Origin of the sequence: Bradyrhizobium lablabi (assembly GCF_001440475.1) — a bacterium.
GTDB classification, from domain to species: Bacteria; Pseudomonadota; Alphaproteobacteria; order Rhizobiales; family Xanthobacteraceae; genus Bradyrhizobium; species Bradyrhizobium lablabi.
Window position 1 is genome coordinate 19915 of sequence record NZ_LLYB01000055.1, and the last position, 25278, is coordinate 45192.

A 25278-nucleotide genomic window follows, 5' to 3' on the forward strand; every position below is an offset into this window, starting at 1 on the left:
AGCTCGGGCGCTACGCGCCGCGAGAATGCGAGTTCATACCCTCATGCTCTCTAGAAAGTAGACCAGCCAGAGACGGAAGCGCCATTCCGCCAAGTCAATGCGGCCTCAACCGTCGAAAAAATTTGCAGGGCGATGTCGGCTTCCGGAAACCCTGTTCGTCGTTCCGATGCCGCAAACCATGGGATGGAGATGACATGGCAAAGCTCGTCTTTGCAATGAACCAGTCGCTGGACGGATACGTCGATCACCTTGAAATGAGGCCGAGCCCTGAACTCTTCCGTCACTTTATTGAACACGCTCGCGATCTGACGGGCAGTGTCTACGGCCGCCGCATGTACGAGATCATGCGATATTGGGACGAAGTCCATCATGAGTGGAGCGCGGAGGAACGTGACTTCGCGGCCGCGTGGCGGCGCCAGCCAAAGTGGGTTGTGTCAGGCACGTTGGAGTCGGTGGGCCCCAACGCCACCCTCGTGGGGGAAGCCCCCGAAGCAGTGGTGCGCAGGCTCAAGGCTGAGCGCGTCGGGGAAATTGAGGTCGCGGGCCCTGAGCTTGCGCAAAGCCTGACCGCCCTTGGCCTTATCGACGAATACCAACTTTACCTGCATCCCATCGTGCTTGGTCGCGGCACGCCATTCTTCGCCGGCGCCCGCCCGCCGCTCCGGCTTTTGGCCAGCGATCGAATCGGCGCGGACGTGATTAGATTGACGTATGTTCCCGCCTGATCGCGTGACCGTCTTCAGCGGAGTGCGCCGATCCGCTCTCCCGCTATTCGCGGCCGATGATTTTTGGGCCAAGGAGGAGCCTCACGATGACCATCACCATAACTGCCTTTGAACGGTCACCCGATGGCGGCAAGGGACTGGCGCGTGATACGCGCGTTCGCTGGGCGCTTGAGGAAGTGGGCCAGCCCTATGAGGTTCGCCTGGTTTCGTTTGGTGCGATGAAGGGGCCCGCGCATCTGGCGCTGCATCCGTTCGGGCAGATTCCGACGTATGAGGAGGGCGATCTCGCCTTGTTCGAGACAGGGGCGATCGTCTTCCATATCGCCCAGCGCCATGCGGGCCTCTTGCCTGACGATGCCAATGCCCGGGCGCGCGCGATCACCTGGATGTTTGCGGCGGTCAACACGGTGGAGCCGCCAATCCTTGAACTTGTAACCGCCAGGATACTGGAGGGTGACAAGCCCTGGCATGCCGAGCGCCTGCCGTTGGTTGAGGATCGCATTCGCGACCGGCTGAAACAACTTTCCGTCCGCCTGGGCGATGCCGACTGGCTCGATGGTGCGTTCAGCGCAGGCGACCTGATGATGGTATCGGTGCTGCTCAGGCTGAAATCATCGGGCATTCTGGACGAATACCCGAACCTGGCAGCCTATCTCGCCCGCGGTGAAACGCGGCCCGCCTACATGCGGGCTTTCGCCGCTCAGTTGGCGGTTAATACCGCCCGCGCATCCTGAGAGCCAATACGGATTGCCGCGCGAGATCGGCCAACTCGGCAGCGCATATGTGCTGCCGATTGTGAAATGGCACACAGACAGATGTTGTCCGGTCTGGTTGGATAGGGGATGACGGCCCGTCGGTGCAGTTCTGCTACGGGCCGTTCGGTTTCGTTTTGGGAGTATCGTCATGCGCGGCTTTAATCGTACGGCACCTACGATGTGTGCCTCTCTCATTCTTGAGTCCACCTTGAGCGGGTGAACCAAAGAGGTTTCGCGTGCGCTGAACCGCGTACAGAGATTTTCTGGGCCCCGCCGGCGACGGACGGGGCTTTTTCTATTTCTTTATTCTGCCCACTTGCTGCCCGGCGGTGCCCCTGTGAAGAAGGACGCAGGGGTCATGTGGTACTTTTGGCCCGAATTGGCATTTGATCTTGTCAAAGGGTTGGTAGCCGGAGGTGCTTCGCTAGCGCTTCAAGCGGTTGCCCCCATGACGCTGCGCGCCTTGAAGCGATTTCGAGCGCGCTGGTCGGCTCGGAAAGCCGCAAGAAAAGCGTCCCGCAAGGCGGAATAGCGTCGCGTATTCCGCCTTCGCCCGGCCTGTCATCTGCCGTTTTCAATTCCCGCGCATATGCTAGAAGCCGCCGCGGAGGACACGCCATGTTTCGTCTCGTAAGCGATGTGCAGTTCTGGGACCGTGCTGCGCGCAAATATGCCAGCGATCCGATCGCCGATATGGCGGGCTATGAGCGCACGCTGGAGCGGACGCGAGATTACCTCAAGGGAGACGAGACGGCGTTCGAGTTCGGATGCGGAACGGGAACGACGGCGCTAAGGCTGGCGCCGTCGGTCGGGCGCATCGTGGCGACCGACGTATCCGGCGAAATGATCGCGATCGCGCGCGAGAAGGCGAAGGCGGAAGGCCAAGGCAATGCCACGTTCGAGGTGGCGCGGCCCGAGGCGGCGCCGTGGCCGGACGGGAGCTTCGACGTTGCTTTCGGCTTCAACGTTCTGCATCTGCTGGCGGAGCGCGAAGCGGCGTTGCGCGGCGTCCATCGCCTGCTGCGGCCCGGCGGGCACTTCATTTCCAAGACGCCGTGCCTGAAGGAAATGAATTCGCTGCTGCGCATCGCGCTGCCCCTGATGCAGCTTGTCGGCAAGGCGCCCTATGTGGCGTTCCTGTCCGTGGAGGATCTGGAACGCGAGATTTTGGCGGCAGGATTTGAAATCGTCGAACGCGCCCGCCATGCCTCCCGCGGCAAGGATGCGCGGCCGTTCGTTGTGGCAAGGAAGTAGTTATCGATAGCCGCATGCGCGTCATCGTGACGAACTGATGGAGCGGCGGGTTACGCTTTCGCTATAGGCTGTGGTGGCATTGGCACGACCAGGCGTCATTGACAGTCCCACAATTAAGGATGAGGCTCTTCGTTAACCCACCAAGGAGGGTTGCGGTCATGTCCAAGGCGCTAGCCTCGTTCGTTGGAATATTGGCTGTCCTTCTTTTCGCGGCCGTCAATGCGCAGACCAGGGCTGACAGCGATTTCAAGGTCACATTGCTCGGCACCGGTACGCCAATTCCTGATCCGGATCGGTTCGGCTCGAGCACGCTCGTAGAGGCAGGAAATCAGAAGTTGCTGTTTGACGCTGGGCGCGGCGCTACTATCCGTTTGCGGCAAATCAACATGACGAAGGGCACGATCATGAGCAAGATCGATGCGCTCTTCCTTACCCACTATCATTCGGACCACACGTTGGGCATTCCTGATCTATGGCTCACGGGGNTGGCTGAATAATAGCCGGAAGGAGCCATTCCGGTTGATTGGCCCGGTTGGCGNCGAAGTCACTGATGACCAGCCTGGAAACTGCTTACGCTCTCGACATCAAAATCCGGCTAGAGGACGAAAAGCTGTCGCCTGAGGGTATCGCAACGGTCGTGGAGGAGTTCGAAAAGGACGGCGTCGTCTATGACAGGGACGACGTCAGGGTGATCGCTTTCACGGTCGATCACGGGGCGGCCATCAAGCCCGCCGTGGGTTATCGCATTGAATACAAAGGTCGCGCGGTGGTGATTTCGGGCGACACCCGGTACGACCAAAACGTCATAAAATATAGTGCCGGCGTTGACCTGCTCATTCACGAGGTCTGTGTCGCACGAGCTGAACTGCTGTCTTCAAATCCGTACATGCGGCGCGTCATGGACCACCATACAAGTCCCCGGGAAGCCGGACAGGTGTTTTCTTTGGCCAAGCCGAAGCTGGCAGTCTATTCCCATCTAGTCTTTCTCGGCAGCGACAAAATTCCTCGGGCAACCGTTGAAGATATCGTGGCAGGAACGCGCGAAATCTATGACGGCCCGCTCCAGGTCGGTGCGGACTTAATGTCCTTTGAAATTGGCGATACTGTTATCGTGCGTCAACGCAATCCGTAGAAGAAGATGCAAACCTTTGCGCGCAAATGCGCCGCGAGATCGCGAAGTCATACTCCGCTGTCATCCCCCGCGAAGGCAGGGACCAGTATTCCAGAGACGTCAGCGATTGAACCGATAGGCCGCGGCGTACTGGATCCCCGCATGCGCGGGGATGACATTGGTATGTTGCGTCGCTATCTCGACGTCATTGTGAGCGCAGCGACTTGTCCGCCGTAGCTCGAACGCGAGGGCGGAAGCGATCCATAGCGCGGCGCAGCGGATCGATAGATTGCGCCAAGCGCAGACCTAATACCGCGGCGTATTGTACTGCGGACAGCGATGCACGTAGTCCCAGGGAATGTCATAGACGCAGGTGTAACGGAGGTCGTCCGACTGTTTGATTGGCGGCGGGGCCTCTACGATCACCGGTCGGTCGATATCGCTCGGCAGACCGTAGACGATGCCGCCGGGCCAGAAACCGCTTACGCCTCTGTGATGGTGATGGTGCCCGGCGTTGGGGAATGCCGGAAAGGCCGGACGCGTTGGCGCCGCGCCCGCACCGCGTGCCGCGGCCGGATCGGCCGATACTTCGCCCGCAGCAAGGACAAGCGCGACTGCGCTGAGAGATGCAATAAACGTCGTTCGATAGGTCATGGCATTCACCCATGGGAGGTTACTGGGCAGCATTCCCAAAACGCTAAGCCGGGCATTTCGTGCCCGCAAAGACATAATTAATTATTGGTTAAGACGTAATCTTAATGGTGCGGCGTACGATGTGAAAGCCCGCCCGGGAGCGGCCGAGTGAAGCAGGAGTTGCCAGGGGATGTCCGATTCAGTGCTCAAGCGAACGACCGAAATCTTTACGACGCGATTGCAGGTGCTTGCCGGCTTGCTCGACACCGCCGAGACGCAATGGCTCGAGAAGGCCGAGAGCCCCGAAGCCTTGCTGGCGGCCCGGCTGGCCGATGACATGTTTCCATTCCCGCACCAGATCGTCTTCACCTGCAACCAGCCCAATCAGTTCGCTGCCTGGTGCAGCGATGCGGCGGCGCCCGAGACCGATCCGGCGACGCTGGATTTTGCCGGCCTGAAGCGGCATGTGCAGGACACGATCGCTTACGTCGCGGAACGGACCGCCGGGATCGATGACCGCGTGCTCGACCGCGACAAGCGGATCGATCTGCCGGGCGGCAGGTTCATTTCATTCACCGGCCATCTCTATGTCGACGAGTGGCTGCTGCCCAATTTCTACTTCCATCTCGTCACCGCCTACGACATCCTGAGGCAACAAGGCGTGCGGATCGGCAAGGCCAATTACATGGCGCATCTTGCCGGACGGGTGCGCACCGCGGAGGCGGAGTAGAGGTGAGAGCAGGGGTATGAGCAACTGCAATGGGTGACATCTACGATCCCCAGTTCGTGAAGGCCGTCTTCGATCGCTGCTCGGACCGCTACATCACCTTCAGCCTGCTCTGTTCGTTCGGCTTCACCGAGCGCTGGCGCAAGCAATGCGTGGCGGCGATGCCGGCGCTTCCCGGTGGCGGTGCGCGCGGCTACGATCTGATGGCGGGGACCGGCGAGGTCTGGCCGCATCTGTTGCAGCGCTTTGACGATGTCGGCGCGATCACCGCGGTCGACATCTCCTCCGGCATGCATCGCCGCGCCATGGAGCGGCTGCACGCCCACCGCGCCCACCGGATCGAGTTCATCGAGGATGACGTGCTGGCGAGCGATCTGCCGCCGGAGAGCGCGGACTTCGTCATCTCCACCTTCGGCCTGAAGACATTCAACCCCGAACAGCATGCCCGCCTGGCCGCCCTGCTCGCGCGCGTGCTGAAGCCCGGCGGCGTCTTCTCCATGATCGAGGCGTCCGATCCCAAGGGATGGTGGCTGAGGCCGCTCTATCTGTTTCACCTCAAGGTCGTCTTGCCGCTCGTCGAACGCACGCTGCTGCGCGGCGCGCAGGATTTTGCGATGATCGGCACTTACAGCACCAATTTCGGCAATGCGGCCGAGATCGCGGCCATGCTGCGCGGCCACGGCCTTGAGGTAAAATTCACAAAATACTTTTTCGGCTGCGCCACCGGCGTCGCCGGCCGCAAGGTCGCGCCGGTGGTCGAACCATAGGCCAATGAAGGTGAACGATGGCGGATGATGCTGCGATGACGGCGCGGCCGGCTGAACCGTCCGAGACCGCTGTGCTTGCGCGCCTGTGGTATGACGGCTGGCAGGATGCCCACGCCGCGATCCTGCCGCCGAAATTAGCGCAGGCGCGCACGCTCGATAGCTTTGCCGAGCGGATGTCCGCCGCGCTCGCCGATGTGCGGGTAATCGGGCCGCGAGGCGCGCCGTCAGGCTTCGCGATGCTGAAGGGCGATGAGCTCTATCAATTCTATGTCGCGTCGGAAGCGCGCGGCACCGGGATTGCCGCCGCGCTGATGATGGACGCGGAAGCACGGTTGTCGGAGCGCGGTGTCGAAACGACGTGGCTCGCCTGCGCCATCGGCAACACGCGCGCCGCCAAATTCTATGAGAAGTGCGGATGGCATCTAGCCAGAACGATGGTCAACCGCCTCGACACGGCCGATGGTCCGTTCGATCTGGAAGTCTGGCGCTACGAGAAGCTCCTGATACGGCGGTGAAGGCGCGTTAGCGGGGCCGTACGCGTCCATCGGCTTGTGCGCAAGCAGCCCGAACGCTCAGGGATTCCAGCCGCCGGTGCCGTACTCGCGGGTGATAATTTCAAGAAGATGTCCATTGCTCTCCTTGAAGTAGATCCCGCGCCCGCCGTCGTGGTGGTTGATCTTGCCTGGTTGAGTCTGTCCGGGGTCGGCCCAATACGGAAGCTGCCGCTCCCGTATCCGGCTGAAGATTTCGTCGAACTCGGCCTCGCTGGTCAGAAATGCATAGTGCTGCGGAGCAATGTCGCCGTCGACATCCATGTAGTCGAGGTTGGCGCCGTTTTCGGTGGTGACCATGTAAAACGGTCCCCATCGTCGCGGAGCCGGCAGACCAAGCAGCTCGGCCAGGAATGTTGCCGAGGCCTTGCGGTCGTGGGTCGGCAGGATCGTATGGTTGAAATGGATGGCCATTGGCGCTCTCCCGGGCTGGAATCGCTCTGCGGCGTGGGCGGGTTAACTCGAACGCAGGTTGTATCGTTCCCCTCATGAAAGTAGGCGTCTTGCTGCGCCGCTTCCTGCTCGCAAAAAAGTGAGGCGGCGTGCTCGCCGGCCTGTAGCTTTCGGCCCATCCCATTCGTCTTGCACCCAGAGAACGTCAAACTGGAGGTCAGGGAATGGAAAACTCTAGATATCGCTGGGCGATCGTCGTGGCCGGGGGCCTGCTCGGCTGTGTCGCGATCGGCGGCATGTTTTCGCTGCCGGTGTTTTTGCAGCCGATCGCGCGGGACACCGGCTGGTCGGTGACCGGCATATCCAGCGCCATGACCATCGGTTTCCTCGCCATGGCCTTCACCAGCATGGCATGGGGCACCTTGTCCGACCGGCTGGGGCCGCGGCCGGTGGTTCTGACCGGCTCGGTTGTGCTGGCAGCGAGCCTCGGGCTTGCCAGCGTCGCGACATCGCTGGTGGTATTTCAGTTCGTGTTCGGACTGATGGTCGGCGGCGCGGCGGCTGCGATCTTCGCGCCGATGATGGCGACCGTCACCGGCTGGTTCGATACCCATCGCAGCCTTGCGGTATCGCTGGTCTCGGCCGGCATGGGCATGGCACCGATGACCATGTCGCCGCTCGCCGCCTGGCTGGTCTCGAACCACGACTGGCGGACCTCGATGCAGATCGTGGCGCTTGTCGTCGCCGCGATCATGATCCCGGTCTCGCTGCTGGTGCGCCGCGCGCCTGCGCTCGAAAGCAACGCGGCCGCGCCGTCCACGGTGCAGGCCGAACCGGAAATGTCGCTCGCGCAGGCGCTGCGCTCGCCGCAATTCATCATCCTGCTGCTGACGAATTTCTTCTGCTGCGCCACCCACTCGGGCCCGATCATCCACACCGTGAGCTACGCCATCAGTTGCGGCATACCGATGATCGCCGCCGTCACCATCTACAGCATCGAGGGCCTGGCGGGGATGGGCGGCCGCATCGCCTTCGGCCTGCTCGGCGACCGCTTTGGGGCCAAGCGCGTGCTCGTGTTCGGCCTGCTGGCGCAGGCGTTCGGCGCGCTCGGTTACGTCTTCGTGCGCGAGCTCGCCGCGTTCTATGCCGTCGCCGCATTGTTCGGATTCCTCTATGCCGGGACCATGCCGCTCTATGCCGTCCTGGTGCGCGAAAACTTTCCGCTGCGGATGATGGGCACCGTGATCGGCGGCACGGCAATGGCGGGCAGCCTCGGCATGGCGACGGGGCCGCTGGCCGGCGGTCTGATCTACGACACCTTTGCGAGCTACGCTTGGCTCTATATCGGCTCGTGGATCATGGGGCTCGGCGCGTTCCTGATCATGATGACGTTCCGCCCGGCGATGGCAGTGCGGCCTGCGCCGGTGCCGGCGTAGAAAGGCAGGGCAGGGCGGAATAGCAGAGCGTATTCCGCCCGATCTGTCCTTAGCTCCGCGAGATCTTCTCGAAACGCTTGATCAACCGCCCGCGCCTCAGGCGGGATAGTCGCTGAATCCAGAACAGGCCATTGAGTTGATCGATCTCGTGCTGGTGGCAAACGGCGCGCAATCCCTCGGATTCTTCGGTGTGCGAATTGCCGCCGATGTCTTGATAGCTGATCCGGACGCGTGCATGACGCCGAACTTCGTCATTAACTCCCGGCATCGACACGCTGCCTTCCTGATGCGCGATCAATTCGCTCGATGCCCAGATGATCTCGGGGTTGACGTAGGTCCGTGCGCCGTCGATGGGGTCGAGGTCGAGCACCACCACCCGCAGGGAGACGCCGATATGCGGTGCGGTGATCCCGATGCCGGGCGCGGCGTGCATCGTATCGAGCAGGTCTCCCGCGAGGTCGCGCAGCGCGTCGTCAAAGACCGTCACCGGCTGCGCCGGGAGCGCAAGGCGAGGGTCGGGATAACGGACAATCGGACGGATGCTCATGGTCTGTTGTTGGACGGCTGAATCGGGATACAGGCTACCACGCCTCACGCATACGCAACCCAGCCGCGCCAGGTAAAGGCGGCGTAGAACAATTCGACATCCCGGAATCCCGCCTCACGCAGAATTTGCGCGTCCTGTTCCGGGCTGAGCAGGGGCAAGCGCGCCTCGATCGCCGTGCGCGCGGTGTTGGCGTGAGCCGGATCGACGCCGGAGGCGATGGCATACGCGGCATAGCGCGACAGCCATCGCGGCCGCTGGCTGTCCTGCTGTGGAAAACTGGAATGGGCGGCCACGAACGGCGCTCCGGGTCTCAGGCGGCGGTGAATTTCCCTGGCCGTGCGCCGCCGTTCGTCGGCGCTCAGGAAATGCAGCGTGAGCAGACAGGCGGCGGCATCGAACGGCCCGTGGGGCGCATCGTCGATATAGCCTTGCTGCAACTGCACGCGCGCATTGAAGGGTCCCAGCGTCTGCTCGGCCAGCTTCAGCATCTCGGAGGCAGGATCGACACCTACGAATTGCCAGCGCGGCTCTGCTTCCGCCAATGCCTTCAACTCCAGGCCGCCACCCGCGCCGAGCACCAGCACCCGCGCGTCCGGCACAGCCTGCTCCGCCAGCAGGATGCCGGTCATGCGGTGAAGATCCGCAAAGCCGGGTACGAAGCGCAGTGGCCCATCCGCATATCGCTTGACCGCCTCGGGATCGGAGAAGTGGGCCAAATTCGCCTTGGCGGCTGCATCATGATCCATGCGCGGTCTCCAGACGATGACGGTTGCGCCGGTCGCCCAGGCGTCTCTGAAAATCGGCGCTCAACCTTGCAAGCGTCACGTCCTCAAGACGCGAGAGCAACAGCGCCTCCGCCTCGTCGAACGCGCGGTCGAGCGTGGCATTCACAGCCTGCTCGACGAGACAGCCGGGTGCTTCCGTCCGGTTTCCAACAGCGAACAGCGAAGGCTGGCCGAGTGCCTGATAGACATCCCGCAGCGTTATCGCCGCGAGGTCGCGGGCAAGGCTCCATCCGCCGCCATGGCCCTTCTCCGACCGCACATAGCCCTGATCGCGCAGTCCGGACATGATCCGCCGGATCACCACGGGATTGGTGTCCATGGCCCGTGCGAGCACGTCGGAAGTCACCGGCTCGTTCCGCTCGGCCATGTGCAGCAGAACGTGGAGGACGCCTGAAAGTCTGCTGTCTCGTTTCATGTAACTATCGATATTACATGAAGGACCCGCCGGTCAAGTCCGCACCAACGGCGGTCGCACTTGGCACGTGAAGCCAAGTGCAATCACGCCGCAGCCATCACTTCACCAGCGTGACGAGGGGTTTGCCCTTCTCGACGATGTAAGTGGCGAGTTCGCTGCCTTTGACGCTCCCGGGATTCCTGGCCGAATGCACGGTTCCGGCCGGGATGAAGAGGACGTCGCCGGCCTTCAGGGTGACGGGCGGTTGGTCCCCGACCTGATACTCGAGCTGACCCTCGACGACATAGATGATCTCTTCGCCGGGATGCGTGTGCTTGCCGAATGCGACGCCGGGAGCGAGATCGACGCGGACCTGGATGGCTTCACGTCCGGAGGCGCTGAGATCATGACGCTGCAGGTCGGTCCGCGTGACGCCGTTCTGCTGCGCCTGCGCGCCAAGCGGCGCAAGAATGGCTCCGGCGACGAGCGCCGCCATTGCCGAGATTTGTAACTTCTTCATGCTGGTCATGTTGAGCTCCCTGGTCTGAGATCCGTCACCGGCGGCTCGCCGCCGATGACGAGGATCGCTTCAGTGTTTTACGCGGCCTGCTGCTGGCCGGCCTGCTCGCGGATGATGTAGTCGGCGTACCAGTCCGGCCAGTTGGTGTCGTACTGACCGCCGTTCTGCTTCTCGTATTCGCCATGGGCGGCGGAGGCGCGGCGCAGCGCAGCCGCGAGATCGGCTTGCGAGGTGAAGGCCGTGCCATTGCCATCGATGCGTCCGGGCAACCGCGCGGTGACTTCCTGCAGCAGCCAGCCGTTGCCATCGGGATCGTTGAACGAGGCGTAGGAGCGATAGCTGCCGTGCTCGGGATGCGGACCGCTCAGGCGATTGCGTCCGAACAGATAGGGCTCGTCCGTGCCGACGTGCACATCGCCATTGGCGTGAAACACGTCGCTGATCGCGGCACCGCGGTCGAGCAGCTCTTTGCGAGCGGCCTCGATGTCGGAGACGACCAGATAGAGGCCCTGCGCGGAGCCGGGTGCGGCCGGGGTCACGTTCTTGCCGAAGATGACCGAGGCGCTGGAGCCGGGCGGGGTGAACTGGATGACACGGTAGTCGTCGGGGCCGGCGAAGTCGGCATCGAGCCGCCAGCCAAGGTTCGTGTAGAACTGCTTGGAACGTTCAACGTCGGAAACCGGGATGACGACGACTTCGAGCTTCAGGTCGACGGCCGGCGTGGCGGGGGTGCGGGGGGCTGTAGCGCTCATGGTTTATCTCCTGTTGTTGGATTTGCTATTAGATCGTATGCGATACATTCGTATGCGTGCTATAAAGCGCCATGAATGCCTGATGTCAAGGCTTCCGATTTAATCGGATACGATATATATGGATGCGAGACTTCACATGTTCGTGTCGGAAAGGACGAACCCATGAGACCGAATGACGGTTCCAGGCCCGGCTCAACTGCCGGGGCCAGGGACAATTCCAAAGACAGTTCAAAGGCTAACCAGAAGACCAAGCCGTCGCCGGGCGAGCGGCGCCTCGGCGACTTCCTGTGCTTCGCGGTCTATTCGGCCAATCTGGCCTTCGGGCGGGCCTACAAGAAGGGCCTGGACGAACTCGGCCTGACTTACCCGCAATGGATCGCGATCGTGGCGCTGTGGGAGCAGGATGGTCAGACGGTCAGCGAACTCGGCGAGAAGATGTTTCTGGAATCCAACACGCTGACGCCGATCCTGAAAAAGCTCGAGGCGGCGGGCTATCTGCGCCGCCAGCGCGATCCCGCGGACGAACGGCAGGTGCGCATCAGCCTGACCGAGGGCGGCCGGCGGTTGCGCGAAAAGGGCATGCACATGAACCTGGTGACCGCGACCGGATTGAAGCCCGACGAGTTCGCGCGGTTGCAGGAAAACGTCGTCACGCTTCGTGACAATCTGATCAAGGCGACGGCAGAGTAGGCATGACAATGCGCTCGAGCGGCGCTTTGATGCGATCTTATTGCGGCGGCGCGTGACGGAGAAGGTGCGATGAATGTTGCGTCACAGGGGGCTTCGCTTCGCGGACGGATCGCCGTCGTGGCAGGTGCGACGCGGGGCGCCGGCCGCGGCATTGCGGCTGCGCTCGGCGAGGCCGGCGCGACGGTGATCTGCACCGGACGCAGCAGTGCTCGCGCCGATGCTCGAACGCGATCTGATTACGACCGGCCGGAGACGATCGAGGAGACCGCCGAACTCGTGACCAGCCTTGGCGGCAAAGGCGTTGCTATTGCGGTCGACCATCTCGAATCTTTGCAGGTCGCGGCGCTGGCCGAACGTATCCGCGCCGAGCATGGCCGCATCGACGTGCTCGTCAACGACATCTGGGGCGCCGAAGTGCTGAAGGGCGGACCGCCGCAGTGGAACACGCCGATCTGGAAGCTCGACCTGCAGAAGGGCCTGCGGATTCTGCGGCTCGGCATCGAGACGCATCTGGTGACCTCGCATTACCTGCTGCCGCTGCTGGTCGCGCAACCCGGCGGCCTGTTGGTGGAAGTCACTGACGGCACGGCCGATTACAACGCAACGCATTATCGCATCTCGGTGTTTTACGATCTCGTCAAGCAGAGCGTGAATCGCCTCGCGTATTCGCAAGGTCACGAACTCGCGCCCCACGGCGCGACGGCGATAGCGATCACACCGGGTTGGCTGCGCTCAGAAATGATGCTGCAAAATTTCGGCGTCACCGAAACAAACTGGCGCGAGGCGCTGACGGAGCGGGGAGGCGGCAAGCACCAGGCGCCGCCGGATTTTGCGCTGTCGGAATCGCCGCGCTATGTCGGACGCGCCGTGGCGGCGCTGGCCGGCGATCCCGATCGGTCGAAGTGGAATCAGAAGTCTGTCAGCTCCGGCGAACTCGCGCGCCACTATGGCTTTACGGATATCGACGGCACGCGGCCCGACATCTGGCGTTACACCGCCGAGGTGAGGGAAGGCGGCAAGGTGGCGGACCCAGGTGATTATCGCTAGTTCTGACGTGCATGTGAGAATGAAAGTAGCCCGATGTCCGTTCACAACAACTCCACCCACCCACTCGACCACCCGATCTGGACTGCGCTGACCACGACGCAACAGGCGCTGGCGGAAGGCGATGCTCGCGCGCGGCGTTATCCGACAGCGATCACGCCATTCGCCGATATGCCCGATATGTCCGCTGAAAGCTTTGCTGCGCTTGGCGCGTTGATGTCGCCGGAGGATATCGCCGTGCTGTTCACCCCGGATCCGGTGACGCCGCCTGCCGATTTCAAGGTCGCTCTCGCAGATACCGGCGAGCAGATGATCGGGACGATCCTTGAAACGCCGGCCAATGGCGTCGACATCGTCACCCTCGGTGTCGAGGACGTTCCCGCGATGATCGAATTGACCGCGCTTACCAAGCCGGGCCCGTTCAGCACGCGGACCCATGAACTAGGCACCTTCCTCGGCATCCGCGTCGACGGGCAACTCGTGGCGATGATCGGCGAGCGGATGAAGCCCGCGCAATATACCGAGATCACCGCGGTCTGCGTGCATCCATCCCACCGCGGCCGCGGTTACGGGCAGATGCTGCTATCGGCCATCTCCCGCCACATTGTATCGCACGGCAAGATTCCCTTCCTGCACGTGTTCACCCACAATCGCTCCGCCATCGCGCTCTACCGGCGGCAGGGGATGGAAATCCGCCGTCGCCTGCACGTGACGGTGTTGAAGAAAGCGGATGGATAATCCGGCGATGACGGCCTCGACCGCTGCCATCCTCACGCGTTGCGGGTGCCGTTCGGGCCTCGATCGGGGCCGGGATCCTGGCCAGCGGCAGCCAGCGTCAACCTGCCGATATAGTGCGCCCATCCCTTGGCGTGGCTTGCCTGGTGCGTCGCGCTGGGAAGACCGCTATGGGTCATGCGCAGCAACGTGCCGCCATCGTGCTCGATCAGGTCGATCTCGATCAGGCCTGATCCCGGTGGCACCTCGTCATTGCCTTCCCAGCCAAAACTGTAGGCGAGGCGATGTACTGGCACCACCTCGCGGAACGTGCCGCGCGCCGTTGAACTGCCCACGCCCTTCAGGAGGTACAGGCCGCCGGGATGCATCTCTGTGGTGGCCTCGCTGCCCATCCATTGCACGATCTTCTCGGGGTCGGTCAGGAAGGCGAACACGCTGGCACGCGGCGCGGCGATCTGGGTCTCGCGCTGGACCACAAACGATTCTGGCATCGAAAACCTCGCTGCTCTCTGGCATGACGGATCGTGCAACCCGCACGAGAACATATGCCGGCGCGACGATTTACCAAGTGCCGACGATGACAATCAATTGTTCCTGCCGGATGGTCGACCCATGCAGCTGAGCCCGACGCTGACATGGCTGGTCGATGCGGCCAGCGCTTCGCCGGGCGCCGACCGGTTCCTCGCCGAACTCGGCACGCGCCTGATCGCGGACGGCGTACCGCTTGCCGGCGGGGCGCTGACGCTCGCCGTGCCGCATCCGATCATCGCCCGCCGCACCTGGCTGTGGCGGGCCGGAAACGGAGAGGTGATCGAGGCGGTGGGATTCGCGCCGGCGGGATTTGCAAGCGCGGGGCATTCATCCGGCGATGCGGGGCGGAGCTGGTTGGCGGGCCTCGCGGGCGGTGCGGTGCATGAAGACAGCGTTGGCGCAGGCGAGGGCGGGCCGCTGCTTGGCTGGATCGGACCGCGCCGGTTCACCGAAGCGGAAGCGGGTCGGTTACGCGAGGCGGCCCGCTTTGCCGCGGCGCCGCTTGCCACGCTCTCCGCGCGCGCGACGCTGTCGGCGGCGCTCGAGGCCTATCTCGGCCGGCGCAGCGCCGCGCGCGTGTTGGCGGGACCGCTGCGGCGCGAAGTCGGCGAAACCATTCGGGCGGTGTTGCTCTATGCCGATCTGCGTAGCTTCACCGCGTTGTCTGAGGCGCAGCCTGCGGCTGCCGTCATCGAAGCGCTGGGTGGCTGGTTCGACTGCATCGGCGGCGCGGTCCATGCCTTCGGCGGCGAGGTGCTGAAATTTATCGGCGACGGTGTGCTCGCGATCTTCCCCGTCGGTGAGAAACCACGCGACGCCTGCGATGCGGCCGTACGCGCCGTTGCTTCCGCGAAGGCCGGCATGGCGCATCTCGACGTCGAGCGGAGAGGGCAAGGGTTGCCCTCGCTGTCGTTCGGCGTCGCGCTGCATCTTGGCGAAATTCTGTGGGGCAATGTCGGCGCGGCGGACCGGCTGGATTTCACCGCGATCGGGCCCGCGGTGAATCTGGTCAGCCGGCTCGAAGGGCTTTGCCGCCCGCTCGGCCGGACAGTTCTGATCTCGGCTGCAGTTGCGGCTGAAACAACGGCGACCCTGGTTCCGATGGGAACACATGCGCTGCGCGGCATTGAAGCGCCCTGCGTTGTTTACACCGTGCCGGACAACTAGAGGCAGATCACGAAAACGTTAAACCAAATGGTTGACTGTTCGCTTCGCACGACTATATTAAACCACATGGTTGAACAAAATCTCGACGCTGTCTTTCATGCCCTCGCGGATCCAACGCGCCGGGCGATGCTTGGACAACTGGCCGAACGCGAACGCACGATCGGGGAACTGGCGACGCCGTTCCACATGAGCTTCGCCGGCGCCTCGAAACATGTGCGGGTGCTGGAAAATGCTGGCCTCATGAAACGCACAATTCGCGGCCGCACCCATCTGTGCCGCCTCGAAGCGGCGCGGCTCGCGGAAGCCGATGCGTGGCTCAGGCGTTACGAGCGTTTTTGGAGCGACAATCTCGACCGGTTGGAAGCGCTGTTGCGCGCGGAAGACGAGGCGAAGGCCAGGAAGTGAAGGAGAGTGGAGCAATGAATTCAACGACGAAGCCCGAAGCGTATGGCGAATTGCCCGAGCCCAGGACGTTGAAAATCCAGCGGCTGTTGCCGGGCCCGATCGAGCGCATCTGGGCCTATCTCACCGACAGCGAATTGCGCCGCAAATGGCTGGCCGCAGGCGATATGGGAACGGAGGCTGGCGTGCCTTTCGAACTCGTCTGGCGCAACGACGAGTTGACGGACCCGCCCGGCAAGAGCCCGGCCGGCTTCGGTGGCGAGCATCGCATGCAGAGCCTGATTACCGAATTCGATCCGCCGCGAAAATTGTCGATCACCTGGAACAGCACCGGCGATGTCACGTTCGAACTGGAGCCGAAAGGCAAGGGCGTGCTGCTCACGATCGTGCATCGGTGCTTCCCCGACCGCGCCACGCTGCTCAAACACATGGCCGGCTGGCACATGCATCTCGATGTCCTGGTCGCCCGTGCGAGCGGCGAAGAACCGACGCCGTTTTGGGACGGCTGGAGCGGCCTCATGAAGGAATACGACGCCCGTCTGCCGGCCTGACGCTGCAAATTCACTCAAATAGGATCACAACAAAACAGGAGGTTAGCCATGCAAATTCACACCGTTTCGGCACAGGAGTGGGAGGCGGCACGCCAGCAACTGCTTGCGAAGGAAAAAGAAGTGACCCACGCCCGTGACGCGCTCGCCGCTGAGCGGAGGCGGATGCCGTGGCTGGCGGTGGAGAAGGAGTACAAGTTCGACGGACCTAACGGCAAGGCGAGCCTGCGCGACCTGTTCGAAGGCCGTCATCAACTGATCGTCTATCGTGCATTCTACGAGCCCGGCGTGTTCGGCTGGCCCGAACATGCCTGCCGCGGCTGCTCGATGGTGGCCGATCAGGTCGCGCACCTCGCCCATCTCAACGCCCGCGATACGACGCTGGTGTTTGCCTCGCGCGCGCCGCAGGCGGACATCGCGCGCCTGAAGAAGCAAATGGGATGGGAGATGATCCCCTGGGTCACCGTCACCGACAGCTTCGATACCGATTTCGGTGTGAACGAGTGGCACGGCACCAACGTGTTCTTCCGCAACGGCGACAAGATCTACCGCACCTACTTCATCAACAACCGTGGCGACGAGCAGATGGGAGGCACCTGGAACTACCTCGACATCACGCCGCTCGGCCGTCAGGAGGTGTGGGAGGACTCGCCCGAGGGATATCCCCAGACGCCTACCTACAAATGGTGGAATTGGCACGACAGCTACGTCGAGGGCGCCGCGCCCGACAAGAGGTGGGTCGAGGTGTCGGACGCCGGCGAGGCCGCGTTCCGGAAGCAGAGCGCGAGCACGAAGACATGAGCAAGTCCTGCTCCGGCGGGTCTGACGGCACTGTCGCTGGCTGGCTATCGCTGGCGGCAGCGCCGACATTTGCGATCATGGCGCTGCTTTCGGCCATGATCGGCAGCGGCGCGCCCGACTATCTATGTTCGGCCGCGCACGCATCCTTCATCGGCGGCATGGTGCCAATGTACATGCTGATGAGCGCCTTCCATTTGGCGCCCTGGCTGAAGCTGATCTCGAACCGCAGCCGACCATCTCGGCTCGGCAAAAGCCGGGCGTGAGACGCAGAGTTCGACGCTTTCGAACAATCCATTGACCAACTTTCGCCACTCAGTCGCCAAGCGACTGAGTGATATGTCGTTTCAGTGTCTTGCTATTTGTGGTTGTTGTTGATGTGATCCCAATTCACATCAAGGGCGATATTTCGGGAGAGTTCGGTGCATAAGGTGATTTCCGCCGTCGTAGCGTTGTTTGTCGTGTTTGGGGCACCGGCGGCATTTGCGCAGGCGTCGCCACCGAGCGAAGCGTCGCGAAAGGCGGAATTGGCTGCTGCCTGGAAAGCCGCCAGCACGGTAGCCGTCGGCGGGCCCAAGGATGTTTCCCTGATCGATCAGGCCGCGCTGAAGCTTCCGTCCGGGCGCTTCTTCGTGCCGAAGGCCGAAGCCGCCCGCATCTTGCGGGCGCTCGGCAACGTCGTCAACGATGCAAGCCTGGTCGGCCTTGTCGTCGGCAACGGGGCGAACGACGGATGGATCGTGGTGATCCGCTACATCAAGGAAGGCTATATCAAGGATGACGACGCCAAGAACTGGAATGCCGACGACCTCCTGAAGAATCTGAAGGACGGGGTGGAGGAGTCGAACAAGGACCGCATCGCCCGCGGATTTCCCGAGATGCAGGTGATCGGGTGGGTGCAGGCGCCGAGTTACGATGCCGCCACCCATCGTCTGGTCTGGTCGCTGCTCGCCAAGGACAAGGGTGAGCCTGATAACGCGACGAAGAGCATCAATTACAATACCTACGCGCTGGGGCGGGATGGCTACTTCAGCCTCAATCTGCTGTCGACATCGGAAGGCATCGCCGGCGACAAGTCGGTGGCCCATGAACTGCTCGGCAATCTCGCCTACAACACCGGCAAGCGCTACGAGGACTTCAGCGCCTCTACCGATCGTATCGCGGAGTATGGTCTGATGGCGCTGGTCGGTGGCGCTGCAGCCAAGAAGCTCGGTCTGTTTGCGCTCGTGAGCGCATTTGTGCTCAAATTCGCAAAGGTCATTCTTGTCGGCCTGGCGGTGGCGGGTGCGGGCGTGATGAATTTCTTCCGTCGCAAGCCGCGCAGCGATGCGGCCGACGGCCCGGCATGAAGAACAGGTCAGGCTTGCCGTATACCCGGGCGCGTGTTGGCGCGCCCGGGGCACTTGTTGTTACAGATGCAGATCAATGCATCGTCTGCTCCGATGCCGCGATCCACGCGATGACGGCTTCCGAGAAGCCGTGCACGCGCGTCCACGCATCGTACCCGACACCGTGCTGGTACGAGGCCACATTCACCATGTAGCCGCGCCCCTTCGGGTCGGGGACCGAGTCGTGGCTCTGCTCGTCGGTGAAGACGATCAGGCGATCGCCCCTGCGGTCGATCTCGCTGATGGCCTTGCCGAGATAGGTCCCGCTATGCGGCTGCGAGCCGACGATCTTGTCGCGCAGCGCAAAGCCGCGGCGCGGCGGGATCTTCACGACCTCATTGCTGAACGTGAAGATCTCCACCTCGTCGCAGACCTCGCGGGCGAGGACCGCCAGACCGCAGGCCGCCTCGGCGCGGGTCATCTCGGACTGCGCCGAGAGCGGATAGAACATCGACCCTGATACGTCGATCAGGAGCCGCGTGCGGCCCGGAAGCCGCGCATAGCCCTTGATCGACTTCAGCATCGCGGATTCGAGCTCGGCCTCGAAATCCGGCGCATAGCGCGCCGCCGTGATGAAGCGGTAGGGAAGGATACGGTCCGTCCGCATCGCCTCGATCGCATCCGCAATGGTGCTGCGTGGCACCTCCACCTTCTGCATCAGGCGCAGATTGCGGAGCAGCGCCAGGGCACCCAGCCGGTTCTCGCCGATCAGCCGCTCGAAGGTCGCGCGCTTGTCCTTGCCGGACGAGAGCGAAACCTCCCAGGTATCGGGCGAAGCCAGCTCGCCGTCGACGAGCTGCTTCCACACCTTGGCCTGGTCCGCGTCCTTTGGCTTGGCGTGAACCAGGAACAGCACGTCCCTGATGCGCACCGCGCCGTCGCGGTCGTACTTCGCGAGCTGATAGGCGTCGAACTTGGTCACCGCGCGCGCAAGGCCCTTCTTGACCTGCGCCGAGACGGGCTGACGCTTGCGCTGCTGCATCGGTCCGAGCGCATCCGCCCAGTAGATCGCAAGCAGCTCCGTCATCTCGTCGGGCCGCTGGATGATGCGGGCGAGCGTATCGGCGACCAGCACGCGATGCTTCTCGTGCCGCGCCATCTCGCGCACCACCACTAGCGGCGCATGCCGAAGCTTCATCGCCTCGCGCGCCTCGATGGCGAGCGCCGCGACGCGCGCGGGCTCGACCTGCGGCACCAGAAGCATGATGCGCTCGGCGATCGCAACGCCGTCCTCGTAGAACTGGTTCTCCCACAGGAGGCAGTTCATCAGCGCGCGCTTCAGCGCCATTTCGGGCGTGAAGCGCTTGCCGCGCGCACCCTCGAACGTGAAGGCGCGAACGATCTTGTTCAGATGGACCATGATGGCCTCCTCTTGGGGTTGATTAGTGATCGGAAAGGGGCGCCGGGGAACAGGCGAGTCTGGACTGCCCTTGCGGGCGTTGTCACACGCTCTATCCTCTGAGCTACGGACTTTGGGTCCGGAAGGAATCGAACCTTCGACCTTGTGAGTGCGAAGTAACAGATCTCTTCACCACCGGCGTTTTGGAAACCACGATCCGGGAACAGGCGATGCTGAGACCCCAGCCTGCAGTTTACCTGCAGGCCAGGAAGCGCTCTACCAGCTGAGCTACCGGCGCATGGAACGCCGGGCGGGACTCGAACCCGCGACCGCTCGATTAACAGTCGAAGTAACAGCGATCTTCACCACGGATCGTGGAGGGGGTTGGCGGGGAACGGACGATGCTGTTGCCGCTCCGAAGAGCACACTCAGCCACGGCATTGCTGCCGGCGGGATTCGAACCCGCGACTCCGGACCGCGATAGCGGCACGGCGCTTCTACCGAAGTAACAGACATCTTCACCACCGCCCTGCCGATGCTTGCGCATCGGCAGTTGAAGGGTACGCTGGGGAACAGGCGATATCGGTGTCAGTGACAGCAACGCAGTTTCGCCTCTTGTGGAAGCAAAGCTGCGCCGGGCCGCGTGCAAGCCCTCGCGAGGCCGCATCCCGGTGCGTGTGTCAAAGGCGGGAGTCGAACCCGCTTTTCCAATGGGTGCGAAGTATCCGAAATCTTCACCACCAGCGTCGGTTTAGCCGCGATACGCGGCAAACCAGATTGAAAAGAAATTTCATGCGCGGCGCTCAGCGGCGCCGCTACCGCGAACCCCTCAGGGTTCGCTCTGCCATCGGTATCCGGCTTACGCCTCGTTCCCTCCGGCAGGCCCCGCGCTTTCGGGCACACGCCTGCCGGCGCGAGCCCCGGGATCCGGGTCTCCCGTTCCGGCTTGCGCCGGGATGTTTCGAATGAGCCTGCTTCGGACAATAAAAAACCCTCCGGAGCAGTTGGCTCGGGAGGGTCCGTATGGAGCGGACTGTCGATCTCGTTTACGCGAGATCGCTCCCATGAGCCGGGCGTGCGTCATCGATTGACCTGAGGCCATTCGATCCTCTGACGAGCTTTTCGCAACCTTGGTTCATCACTCGGCTCATGTTTGATCGCGGGCCCAATGCTCGCGAAGGGCGCGGGGAATACGCCTGTAATTTTGGATTGTCAACCCAATGAACGCGATAATTTGGCGCAGTCCGCGCCATGGCCGGAAGTGCGTCCCAAATATTCAGCAGGGACGGACTTGCTGTTCGAGTGCTCCACGCCAATGTTAGCCGACAGTATTCGTCACCGATGAACGTGTGATGCCGGAGCCCCGACTGATTCAATCCATCGAACGCGCTGCGGCGATCCTCGAGATCATCGCCGAGGAGGGCGGCGCCGCGCGTCTGCAGGACATTGCCGAGCAGGCGAAGCTCGGCAAGACCACCGCGCACAATCTGCTGAGGACACTGGACGAACTTGGTTACGTGCGTCGCCGCGCCGGAGATACGCGTTACCATCTCGGCGGCCGCATTCTCAATCTGGCGCGGATTGCCGGAGACGATGGTGCGCTTCGCACCCGGCTGCGGCCGGTGCTCGAATCCGTCGCAAAGCGGACCGGAGAGATGGTCACGCTCGCGGTGCCGAGCGGCGATGAAGTCTACTATCTCGATGCGATCGACTCGTCGCACGCGTTGAAGGCAGGCGCGTGCCCGGTCGGCGTACGCCTGCCCCTGGAGGGCTCGGCGGTCGGTCTGGTGTTTCTCGCCTTCATGCCGAGGCTCGGCAAGCGTGTCCTCGCCAGCCGTGCCGACGCACTCGGTCCGCATATCCTGTCCGAGATCAAGGCGGTGGCGACGCGCGGCTTTGCGGTCGATATCGAGAGCTTTCAGCCGGGTCTGCACTGCGTTGCCATTCCCTGGCGTGAGGGCGGCGAGGTTCGTGCGAGCATCGGCTTGAGCGGGCCATCGACGCGCTTGTCGCCGCAGGCGTTGACGGACATGGCCTGGATGATGATGAGAGAAGTCGAGCGCGCCTGAGTTCAGCATTGCTGAACATTTGACGTTTGCCGGATTTGCTCGCTCGCCTTTGCGAGTTTGCCCACCATGTTGAGGCCATCGCGCAACCTCAACAGGAGCAGGTCTTGAGCAACATCCTTATCGTCCATGCCCATCCGGAACCGAAATCGCTCACCAGTGCCTTGAAGGATCTGGCGGTCGAAACGCTGACCGCGCAGGGGCACACGGTGCAGGTCTCCGATCTCTATGCGGTCAATTGGAAAGCAGTAGCCGACCGCGGAGATTTTCTCGAGAAGGCGCAACCGGATCGTTTCAGCTACGTCGCGGAGTCGCGCCATGCTTTCGCCACGGGCACGCAAACGTCCGACGTTGAAGCCGAACAGCAAAAGCTTTTGTGGGCTGACGCCGTTCTGCTTAGTTTTCCGATGTGGTGGTTCGGTATGCCGGCCATCCTGAAGGGCTGGGTCGACCGTGTCTTCGCCTATGGTTTCGCATACGGCCTCGGGGTCCATGGTGGCGAAAGATGGGGCGACCGCTACGGCGAAGGCAATCTCCTAGGACGCCGCGCGATGCTGTCAGTCACCATCGGCGGCCGCGCACCGCATTATGGCGAGCGTGGCGTGAATGGACGGCTCGATGATCTGCTGTGGCCGATCCAGCACGGCATGCTTTTCTATCCGGGTATGCAGGTCCTGTCGCCCTTTACCGTCTATCAGACTGACCGGCTGTCCGAGGCCGAGTGGCCGGCGGTCGCCGAGGCCTACAAGCGTCGCATCAGGGGACTCTTCAGCGACCAGCCGATCGCGTACCGTACCCAGAATGGCGGGCATTATGACGGACAGCAGGTTTTGAAACCGGGCCTGGGCGCCGGCGTGAGCGGCACGCGCATCCATCTTGTTCAGCCCGGCGATCCCAAAGAGGTTCTCGAAGGGACCACCGGGCGGGATGCCGCACGCGAAATGGAGGCGTGTTCGGACCGCTGATCGCGCTATTCGCATGCCTGCCGTGCCGTGTTGCGCCGTGGCTTGACGCCGCGGCCGCAAGCGGGGATTGAGAGGGAGGATTTTCGCCGGATAATATCCCGCAACAAACAACAAGAGGAAACCCGATGGCACGCGTGCGCTGTATCACCGAAATGGGCATGGGCGTCGACGTTCACGGACGTGATGCCACCAAGGCCGCCAAGCGCGCCGTCTCCGACGCCATCCGCCATTCCAGCCTCGGCTTCTTCCGGATGCTGGGCAAGACCGCCAACGACATGTTCGTCGACGTCATGATCGCCGTGCCGAATCCGGAAGGAGTTGATACCGCGGCCGTGGCAAAAGAGCTGCCGTACGGCACTGTGAAAGTGACGGCGGTTGCTGGTGGGCTGGAAATTCCGTCCGAGAGCGGTAACGACCCCATCCTCATCGCCAATGCCGCCGTGATCGTCAGTTTCGACGACGGCAAGACTGGCTAGTCCACGCAAGGCGGGAGCGGTTCATGACCACACAGGACAGCAGCACCTACTGGAAGCGGTCGCGGGTCGAACTGCGCGCCGCCGGTTTCGATCCGGACCGCGCCGCGGAGACCAGCGCGGTGGTGACCATTGCCAGCGCCTGGACCAACGCCCATCGCTGCAACAACCGCGTTCGCACCATTGCCGATTTCCTGGTGGAAATCCTCGCCGAACGCGGCGGGCAGGGGTTGGTCGTCGGGGCGCCGGCGGTGTCTGACGCGTTGACGCAGGGCACGCCGACGGCGGGCTACAGCCTTGCGTCCCGCGACGTCGTCGCCGACTGTTTCGAGATCGGTCACTACGCGCATCACGGCGACGCCATGATCGTGATTTCCGGCTGCGACAAGACCGGCGCCGCCGCGCTGATGCCGCTGGCGCGCACCAATGCCTTCGGGCTCGTGCTCTATCCCGGCACCAGCACGCCCGGCCGCGTCTCGTTCGGGGCGTGGGCGGGCAAGGGCAACAATCTGACCATCATGGATTACGCGGAGGCCCGCGCCGCCAACGAGTCCGGCCGCCTCTCCGGAGAGGAGCTATTGGAAGTCGAGCGCAACGTGATGCCCGGCAGCGGCACCTGCGGCGCGATGTTCACGGCCAACACCATGAGCACGATCGCGGAATCGATCGGCATGATGTTGCCGCGCGGCGCCTCGCATCCGGCCGACTACAACGCCGGCAGCGACATTCACGCCGACGTCCGCGCCCAGGCGCGCGCCTCGGTCGATGCCCTGTACCGGCTGATGGCGGCCGGCATCCGGCCGCGCGACATCATGACCGAGAGCGCGTTCGAGAACGCGATCACAACCATCTATGCGATGGGCGGTTCGACCAACATGTATCTGCATCTGCTGGCGGTGGCGCGCGAGGCCCAGGTACCGATCACGATCGAGCGCATCCAGGCGGTCGGCGAGCGCGTCCCGTTACTGGCCAATCTGCAGCCGCACGGCCCGTTTGCGATGGGCAGCCTGCATGCGATCGGCGGCGTGCCGATCGTGATGAAGGAATTGCTCCGTGCCGGCTTGCTGCATGGCGACGTCATGACGGTGACCGGCAAGACGCTGGCGGAAAATCTCGTCGATGTTCCGACACTGGAGCAGCTTCCGCCGCAGGAGATCGTTTCCCCGGTATCGAAACCGGTCGCGCCGGCCAACAACCACATCAGCGTCCTCAAGGGCAATCTGGCGCCGGAGAGCTGCCTGCTGAAGCTCTCGGGCAAGACCCTCGAGAAGGGACAGTTTCGCGGCACCGCGCGTGTATTCGAGTCCGAAGCCGATACGATGGCCGCGATCCGCGCCGGTGAGATTGTCGCAGGCAACGTGATCGTGGTGCGCAATGTCGGCCCGGTCGGCGGACCCGGCATGCCCGAGATGGTGATGCTGACCATCCAGTTGCAGGGACGGGGCCTCGGCGAGGACGTCGCACTGATCACCGACGGCCGCTTCTCCGGCGTCTCGCACGGCATTCTGATTGGTCACATATCGCCGGAAGCCGCGCGCGGCGGTCCGATCGCGGCAGTGCGCGACGGCGACATCATTGTCATCGATCCCGGCGCCCGCACCCTTACTCTCGAAGTGCCACCGGAAGAAATCGCACGCCGCATGGCAGACTGGCGCGCGCCGGCATCGGTGGCGCAAGTGCGGCCGGGGTCGGTGCACGACAAATACATCCGCCTGGTGTCGTCGGCGCACTATGGGTGCGTGTTGTAAGATCATAGGAATTTGCCCGGCGGAAGTTGTATTC

General features: G+C 63.0%; 31 protein-coding genes. 22 read left to right on the forward strand and 9 right to left on the reverse strand.

Features of this window, described 5'->3' with window-relative positions:
- Positions 1 to 194 precede the first annotated feature (194 nt).
- The 5 genes from CQ14_RS09820 to CQ14_RS46005 all read left to right on the forward strand — a co-directional run bounded on the left by CQ14_RS09820 (position 195) and on the right by CQ14_RS46005 (position 3866).
- On the forward strand, positions 195 to 725 hold the full coding sequence (locus tag CQ14_RS09820; RefSeq protein WP_057857707.1) for a dihydrofolate reductase family protein: 531 nt from the start codon (positions 195 to 197) through the stop codon (positions 723 to 725).
- An 86-nt stretch (positions 726 to 811) separates the two neighbouring features.
- A complete protein-coding gene (locus CQ14_RS09825; RefSeq protein WP_057857708.1) occupies positions 812 to 1459 on the forward strand; it encodes a glutathione S-transferase family protein in 648 nt (215 codons plus the stop codon).
- Between the two features lie 639 nt (positions 1460 to 2098).
- Positions 2099 to 2734: a class I SAM-dependent methyltransferase gene (locus CQ14_RS09830; RefSeq protein ID WP_057857709.1), complete on the forward strand. Its 636-nt coding sequence runs from the start codon at positions 2099 to 2101 to the stop codon at positions 2732 to 2734.
- Between the two features lie 158 nt (positions 2735 to 2892).
- Positions 2893 to 3219: MBL fold metallo-hydrolase (locus CQ14_RS46000; protein WP_245320279.1), on the forward strand; the 327-nt coding region annotated here is incomplete at its 3' end.
- Between the two features lie 65 nt (positions 3220 to 3284).
- Positions 3285 to 3866, forward strand: a complete 582-nt coding sequence (locus CQ14_RS46005; RefSeq protein WP_245320286.1) for an MBL fold metallo-hydrolase — start codon at positions 3285 to 3287, stop codon at positions 3864 to 3866.
- A 285-nt stretch (positions 3867 to 4151) separates the two neighbouring features.
- Here the strand turns inward: CQ14_RS46005 and CQ14_RS09840 are convergent, their stop codons facing one another.
- The gene (locus CQ14_RS09840; RefSeq protein ID WP_057857710.1) at positions 4152 to 4499 is read right to left on the reverse strand and encodes a hypothetical protein; all 348 of its coding nucleotides are present in this window, start codon (positions 4497 to 4499) and stop codon (positions 4152 to 4154) included.
- 169 nt (positions 4500 to 4668) lie between these two features.
- Between CQ14_RS09840 and CQ14_RS09845 the strand changes: the two genes are divergently transcribed.
- From CQ14_RS09845 to CQ14_RS09855, 3 genes are read left to right on the forward strand one after another with little or no spacing between them, the layout of a single operon-like run.
- Positions 4669 to 5208, forward strand: a complete 540-nt coding sequence (locus CQ14_RS09845) for a DUF1993 family protein (protein ID WP_057857711.1) — start codon at positions 4669 to 4671, stop codon at positions 5206 to 5208.
- A 29-nt stretch (positions 5209 to 5237) separates the two neighbouring features.
- Positions 5238 to 5972 (forward strand): class I SAM-dependent methyltransferase, encoded by a 735-nt coding sequence (locus tag CQ14_RS09850; protein WP_057857712.1) that lies wholly within the window; start codon positions 5238 to 5240, stop codon positions 5970 to 5972.
- Between the two features lie 17 nt (positions 5973 to 5989).
- Positions 5990 to 6487, forward strand: coding sequence for a GNAT family N-acetyltransferase (locus CQ14_RS09855; protein ID WP_245320280.1), 498 nt, complete (start codon positions 5990 to 5992; stop codon positions 6485 to 6487).
- 57 nt (positions 6488 to 6544) lie between these two features.
- Here CQ14_RS09855 and CQ14_RS09860 read toward each other — a convergent pair whose 3' ends face one another.
- Positions 6545 to 6937: a VOC family protein gene (locus CQ14_RS09860; protein WP_057857713.1), complete on the reverse strand. Its 393-nt coding sequence runs from the start codon at positions 6935 to 6937 to the stop codon at positions 6545 to 6547.
- Positions 6938 to 7140: 203 nt separating this feature from the next.
- On the opposite strand from CQ14_RS09860, the gene CQ14_RS09865 reads away from it, so the two are divergent.
- The gene (locus CQ14_RS09865) at positions 7141 to 8352 is read left to right on the forward strand and encodes an MFS transporter (RefSeq protein ID WP_057857714.1); all 1212 of its coding nucleotides are present in this window, start codon (positions 7141 to 7143) and stop codon (positions 8350 to 8352) included.
- Between the two features lie 49 nt (positions 8353 to 8401).
- Here CQ14_RS09865 and CQ14_RS09870 read toward each other — a convergent pair whose 3' ends face one another.
- The 5 genes from CQ14_RS09870 to CQ14_RS09890 form a co-directional block, all read right to left on the reverse strand.
- Positions 8402 to 8899: a peptide deformylase gene (locus CQ14_RS09870; RefSeq protein WP_057857715.1), complete on the reverse strand. Its 498-nt coding sequence runs from the start codon at positions 8897 to 8899 to the stop codon at positions 8402 to 8404.
- A gap of 44 nt (positions 8900 to 8943) precedes the next feature.
- Positions 8944 to 9645: a class I SAM-dependent methyltransferase gene (locus tag CQ14_RS09875; protein WP_057857716.1), complete on the reverse strand. Its 702-nt coding sequence runs from the start codon at positions 9643 to 9645 to the stop codon at positions 8944 to 8946.
- Positions 9635 to 10099, reverse strand: a complete 465-nt coding sequence (locus CQ14_RS09880; RefSeq protein WP_057857717.1) for an Rrf2 family transcriptional regulator — start codon at positions 10097 to 10099, stop codon at positions 9635 to 9637. The genes CQ14_RS09875 and CQ14_RS09880 overlap by 11 nt, the downstream gene beginning before the upstream one ends.
- Before the next feature lie 97 nt (positions 10100 to 10196).
- Positions 10197 to 10598 carry a cupin domain-containing protein gene (locus CQ14_RS09885; protein WP_057857844.1) on the reverse strand — a complete coding sequence of 134 codons (402 nt, stop codon included), beginning with the start codon at positions 10596 to 10598 and terminating at the stop codon, positions 10197 to 10199.
- A gap of 77 nt (positions 10599 to 10675) precedes the next feature.
- Complete coding sequence (locus tag CQ14_RS09890; RefSeq protein ID WP_057857718.1) at positions 10676 to 11350, reverse strand: VOC family protein; 675 nt, start codon at positions 11348 to 11350, stop codon at positions 10676 to 10678.
- Between the two features lie 162 nt (positions 11351 to 11512).
- On the opposite strand from CQ14_RS09890, the gene CQ14_RS09895 reads away from it, so the two are divergent.
- The 3 genes from CQ14_RS09895 (at position 11513) to CQ14_RS09905 (ending at position 13822) form a co-directional block, all read left to right on the forward strand.
- Positions 11513 to 12040 carry a MarR family winged helix-turn-helix transcriptional regulator gene (locus CQ14_RS09895; RefSeq protein ID WP_082649796.1) on the forward strand — a complete coding sequence of 176 codons (528 nt, stop codon included), beginning with the start codon at positions 11513 to 11515 and terminating at the stop codon, positions 12038 to 12040.
- 69 nt (positions 12041 to 12109) lie between these two features.
- Positions 12110 to 13087 carry an SDR family oxidoreductase gene (locus CQ14_RS09900; protein ID WP_057857719.1) on the forward strand — a complete coding sequence of 326 codons (978 nt, stop codon included), beginning with the start codon at positions 12110 to 12112 and terminating at the stop codon, positions 13085 to 13087.
- Between the two features lie 33 nt (positions 13088 to 13120).
- Positions 13121 to 13822 carry a GNAT family N-acetyltransferase gene (locus tag CQ14_RS09905; RefSeq protein ID WP_057857720.1) on the forward strand — a complete coding sequence of 234 codons (702 nt, stop codon included), beginning with the start codon at positions 13121 to 13123 and terminating at the stop codon, positions 13820 to 13822.
- 32 nt (positions 13823 to 13854) lie between these two features.
- On the opposite strand, the gene CQ14_RS09910 is transcribed toward CQ14_RS09905, so the two are convergent.
- Entirely contained in the window at positions 13855 to 14310 is a 456-nt protein-coding gene (locus CQ14_RS09910) for an SRPBCC family protein (RefSeq protein WP_057857721.1), read from the reverse strand.
- A 121-nt stretch (positions 14311 to 14431) separates the two neighbouring features.
- Between CQ14_RS09910 and CQ14_RS09915 the strand changes: the two genes are divergently transcribed.
- From CQ14_RS09915 to CQ14_RS09940, 6 genes are all read left to right on the forward strand, one after another.
- Positions 14432 to 15517 (forward strand): adenylate/guanylate cyclase domain-containing protein, encoded by a 1086-nt coding sequence (locus CQ14_RS09915; protein ID WP_057857722.1) that lies wholly within the window; start codon positions 14432 to 14434, stop codon positions 15515 to 15517.
- Between the two features lie 27 nt (positions 15518 to 15544).
- A complete protein-coding gene (locus CQ14_RS09920) occupies positions 15545 to 15922 on the forward strand; it encodes an ArsR/SmtB family transcription factor (RefSeq protein ID WP_245320281.1) in 378 nt (125 codons plus the stop codon).
- 14 nt (positions 15923 to 15936) lie between these two features.
- Positions 15937 to 16470 (forward strand): SRPBCC family protein, encoded by a 534-nt coding sequence (locus tag CQ14_RS09925; protein WP_057857724.1) that lies wholly within the window; start codon positions 15937 to 15939, stop codon positions 16468 to 16470.
- Positions 16471 to 16518: 48 nt separating this feature from the next.
- Entirely contained in the window at positions 16519 to 17268 is a 750-nt protein-coding gene (locus tag CQ14_RS09930; RefSeq protein ID WP_057857725.1) for a DUF899 domain-containing protein, read from the forward strand.
- Positions 17265 to 17531, forward strand: a complete 267-nt coding sequence (locus CQ14_RS09935; RefSeq protein ID WP_057857726.1) for a hypothetical protein — start codon at positions 17265 to 17267, stop codon at positions 17529 to 17531. Before CQ14_RS09930 ends, CQ14_RS09935 begins: the two co-directional genes overlap by 4 nt.
- Before the next feature lie 156 nt (positions 17532 to 17687).
- A complete protein-coding gene (locus CQ14_RS09940; protein ID WP_057857727.1) occupies positions 17688 to 18614 on the forward strand; it encodes a DUF2167 domain-containing protein in 927 nt (308 codons plus the stop codon).
- 73 nt (positions 18615 to 18687) lie between these two features.
- Here the strand turns inward: CQ14_RS09940 and CQ14_RS09945 are convergent, their stop codons facing one another.
- Positions 18688 to 20013, reverse strand: a complete 1326-nt coding sequence (locus CQ14_RS09945; protein ID WP_057857728.1) for a TROVE domain-containing protein — start codon at positions 20011 to 20013, stop codon at positions 18688 to 18690.
- A gap of 1331 nt (positions 20014 to 21344) precedes the next feature.
- Here CQ14_RS09945 and CQ14_RS09955 point away from each other — a divergent pair.
- The 4 genes from CQ14_RS09955 to ilvD all read left to right on the forward strand — a co-directional run bounded on the left by CQ14_RS09955 (position 21345) and on the right by ilvD (position 25244).
- Positions 21345 to 22061: an IclR family transcriptional regulator gene (locus CQ14_RS09955; RefSeq protein ID WP_057857729.1), complete on the forward strand. Its 717-nt coding sequence runs from the start codon at positions 21345 to 21347 to the stop codon at positions 22059 to 22061.
- Positions 22062 to 22165: 104 nt separating this feature from the next.
- A complete protein-coding gene (locus tag CQ14_RS09960; protein ID WP_057857846.1) occupies positions 22166 to 23023 on the forward strand; it encodes an NAD(P)H-dependent oxidoreductase in 858 nt (285 codons plus the stop codon).
- A gap of 125 nt (positions 23024 to 23148) precedes the next feature.
- The gene (locus tag CQ14_RS09965) at positions 23149 to 23499 is read left to right on the forward strand and encodes a Lin0512 family protein (protein WP_057857730.1); all 351 of its coding nucleotides are present in this window, start codon (positions 23149 to 23151) and stop codon (positions 23497 to 23499) included.
- Positions 23500 to 23522: 23 nt separating this feature from the next.
- A complete protein-coding gene (gene ilvD / locus CQ14_RS09970; RefSeq protein WP_057857731.1) occupies positions 23523 to 25244 on the forward strand; it encodes a dihydroxy-acid dehydratase in 1722 nt (573 codons plus the stop codon).
- The last annotated feature ends 34 nt before the right edge of the window (positions 25245 to 25278 follow it).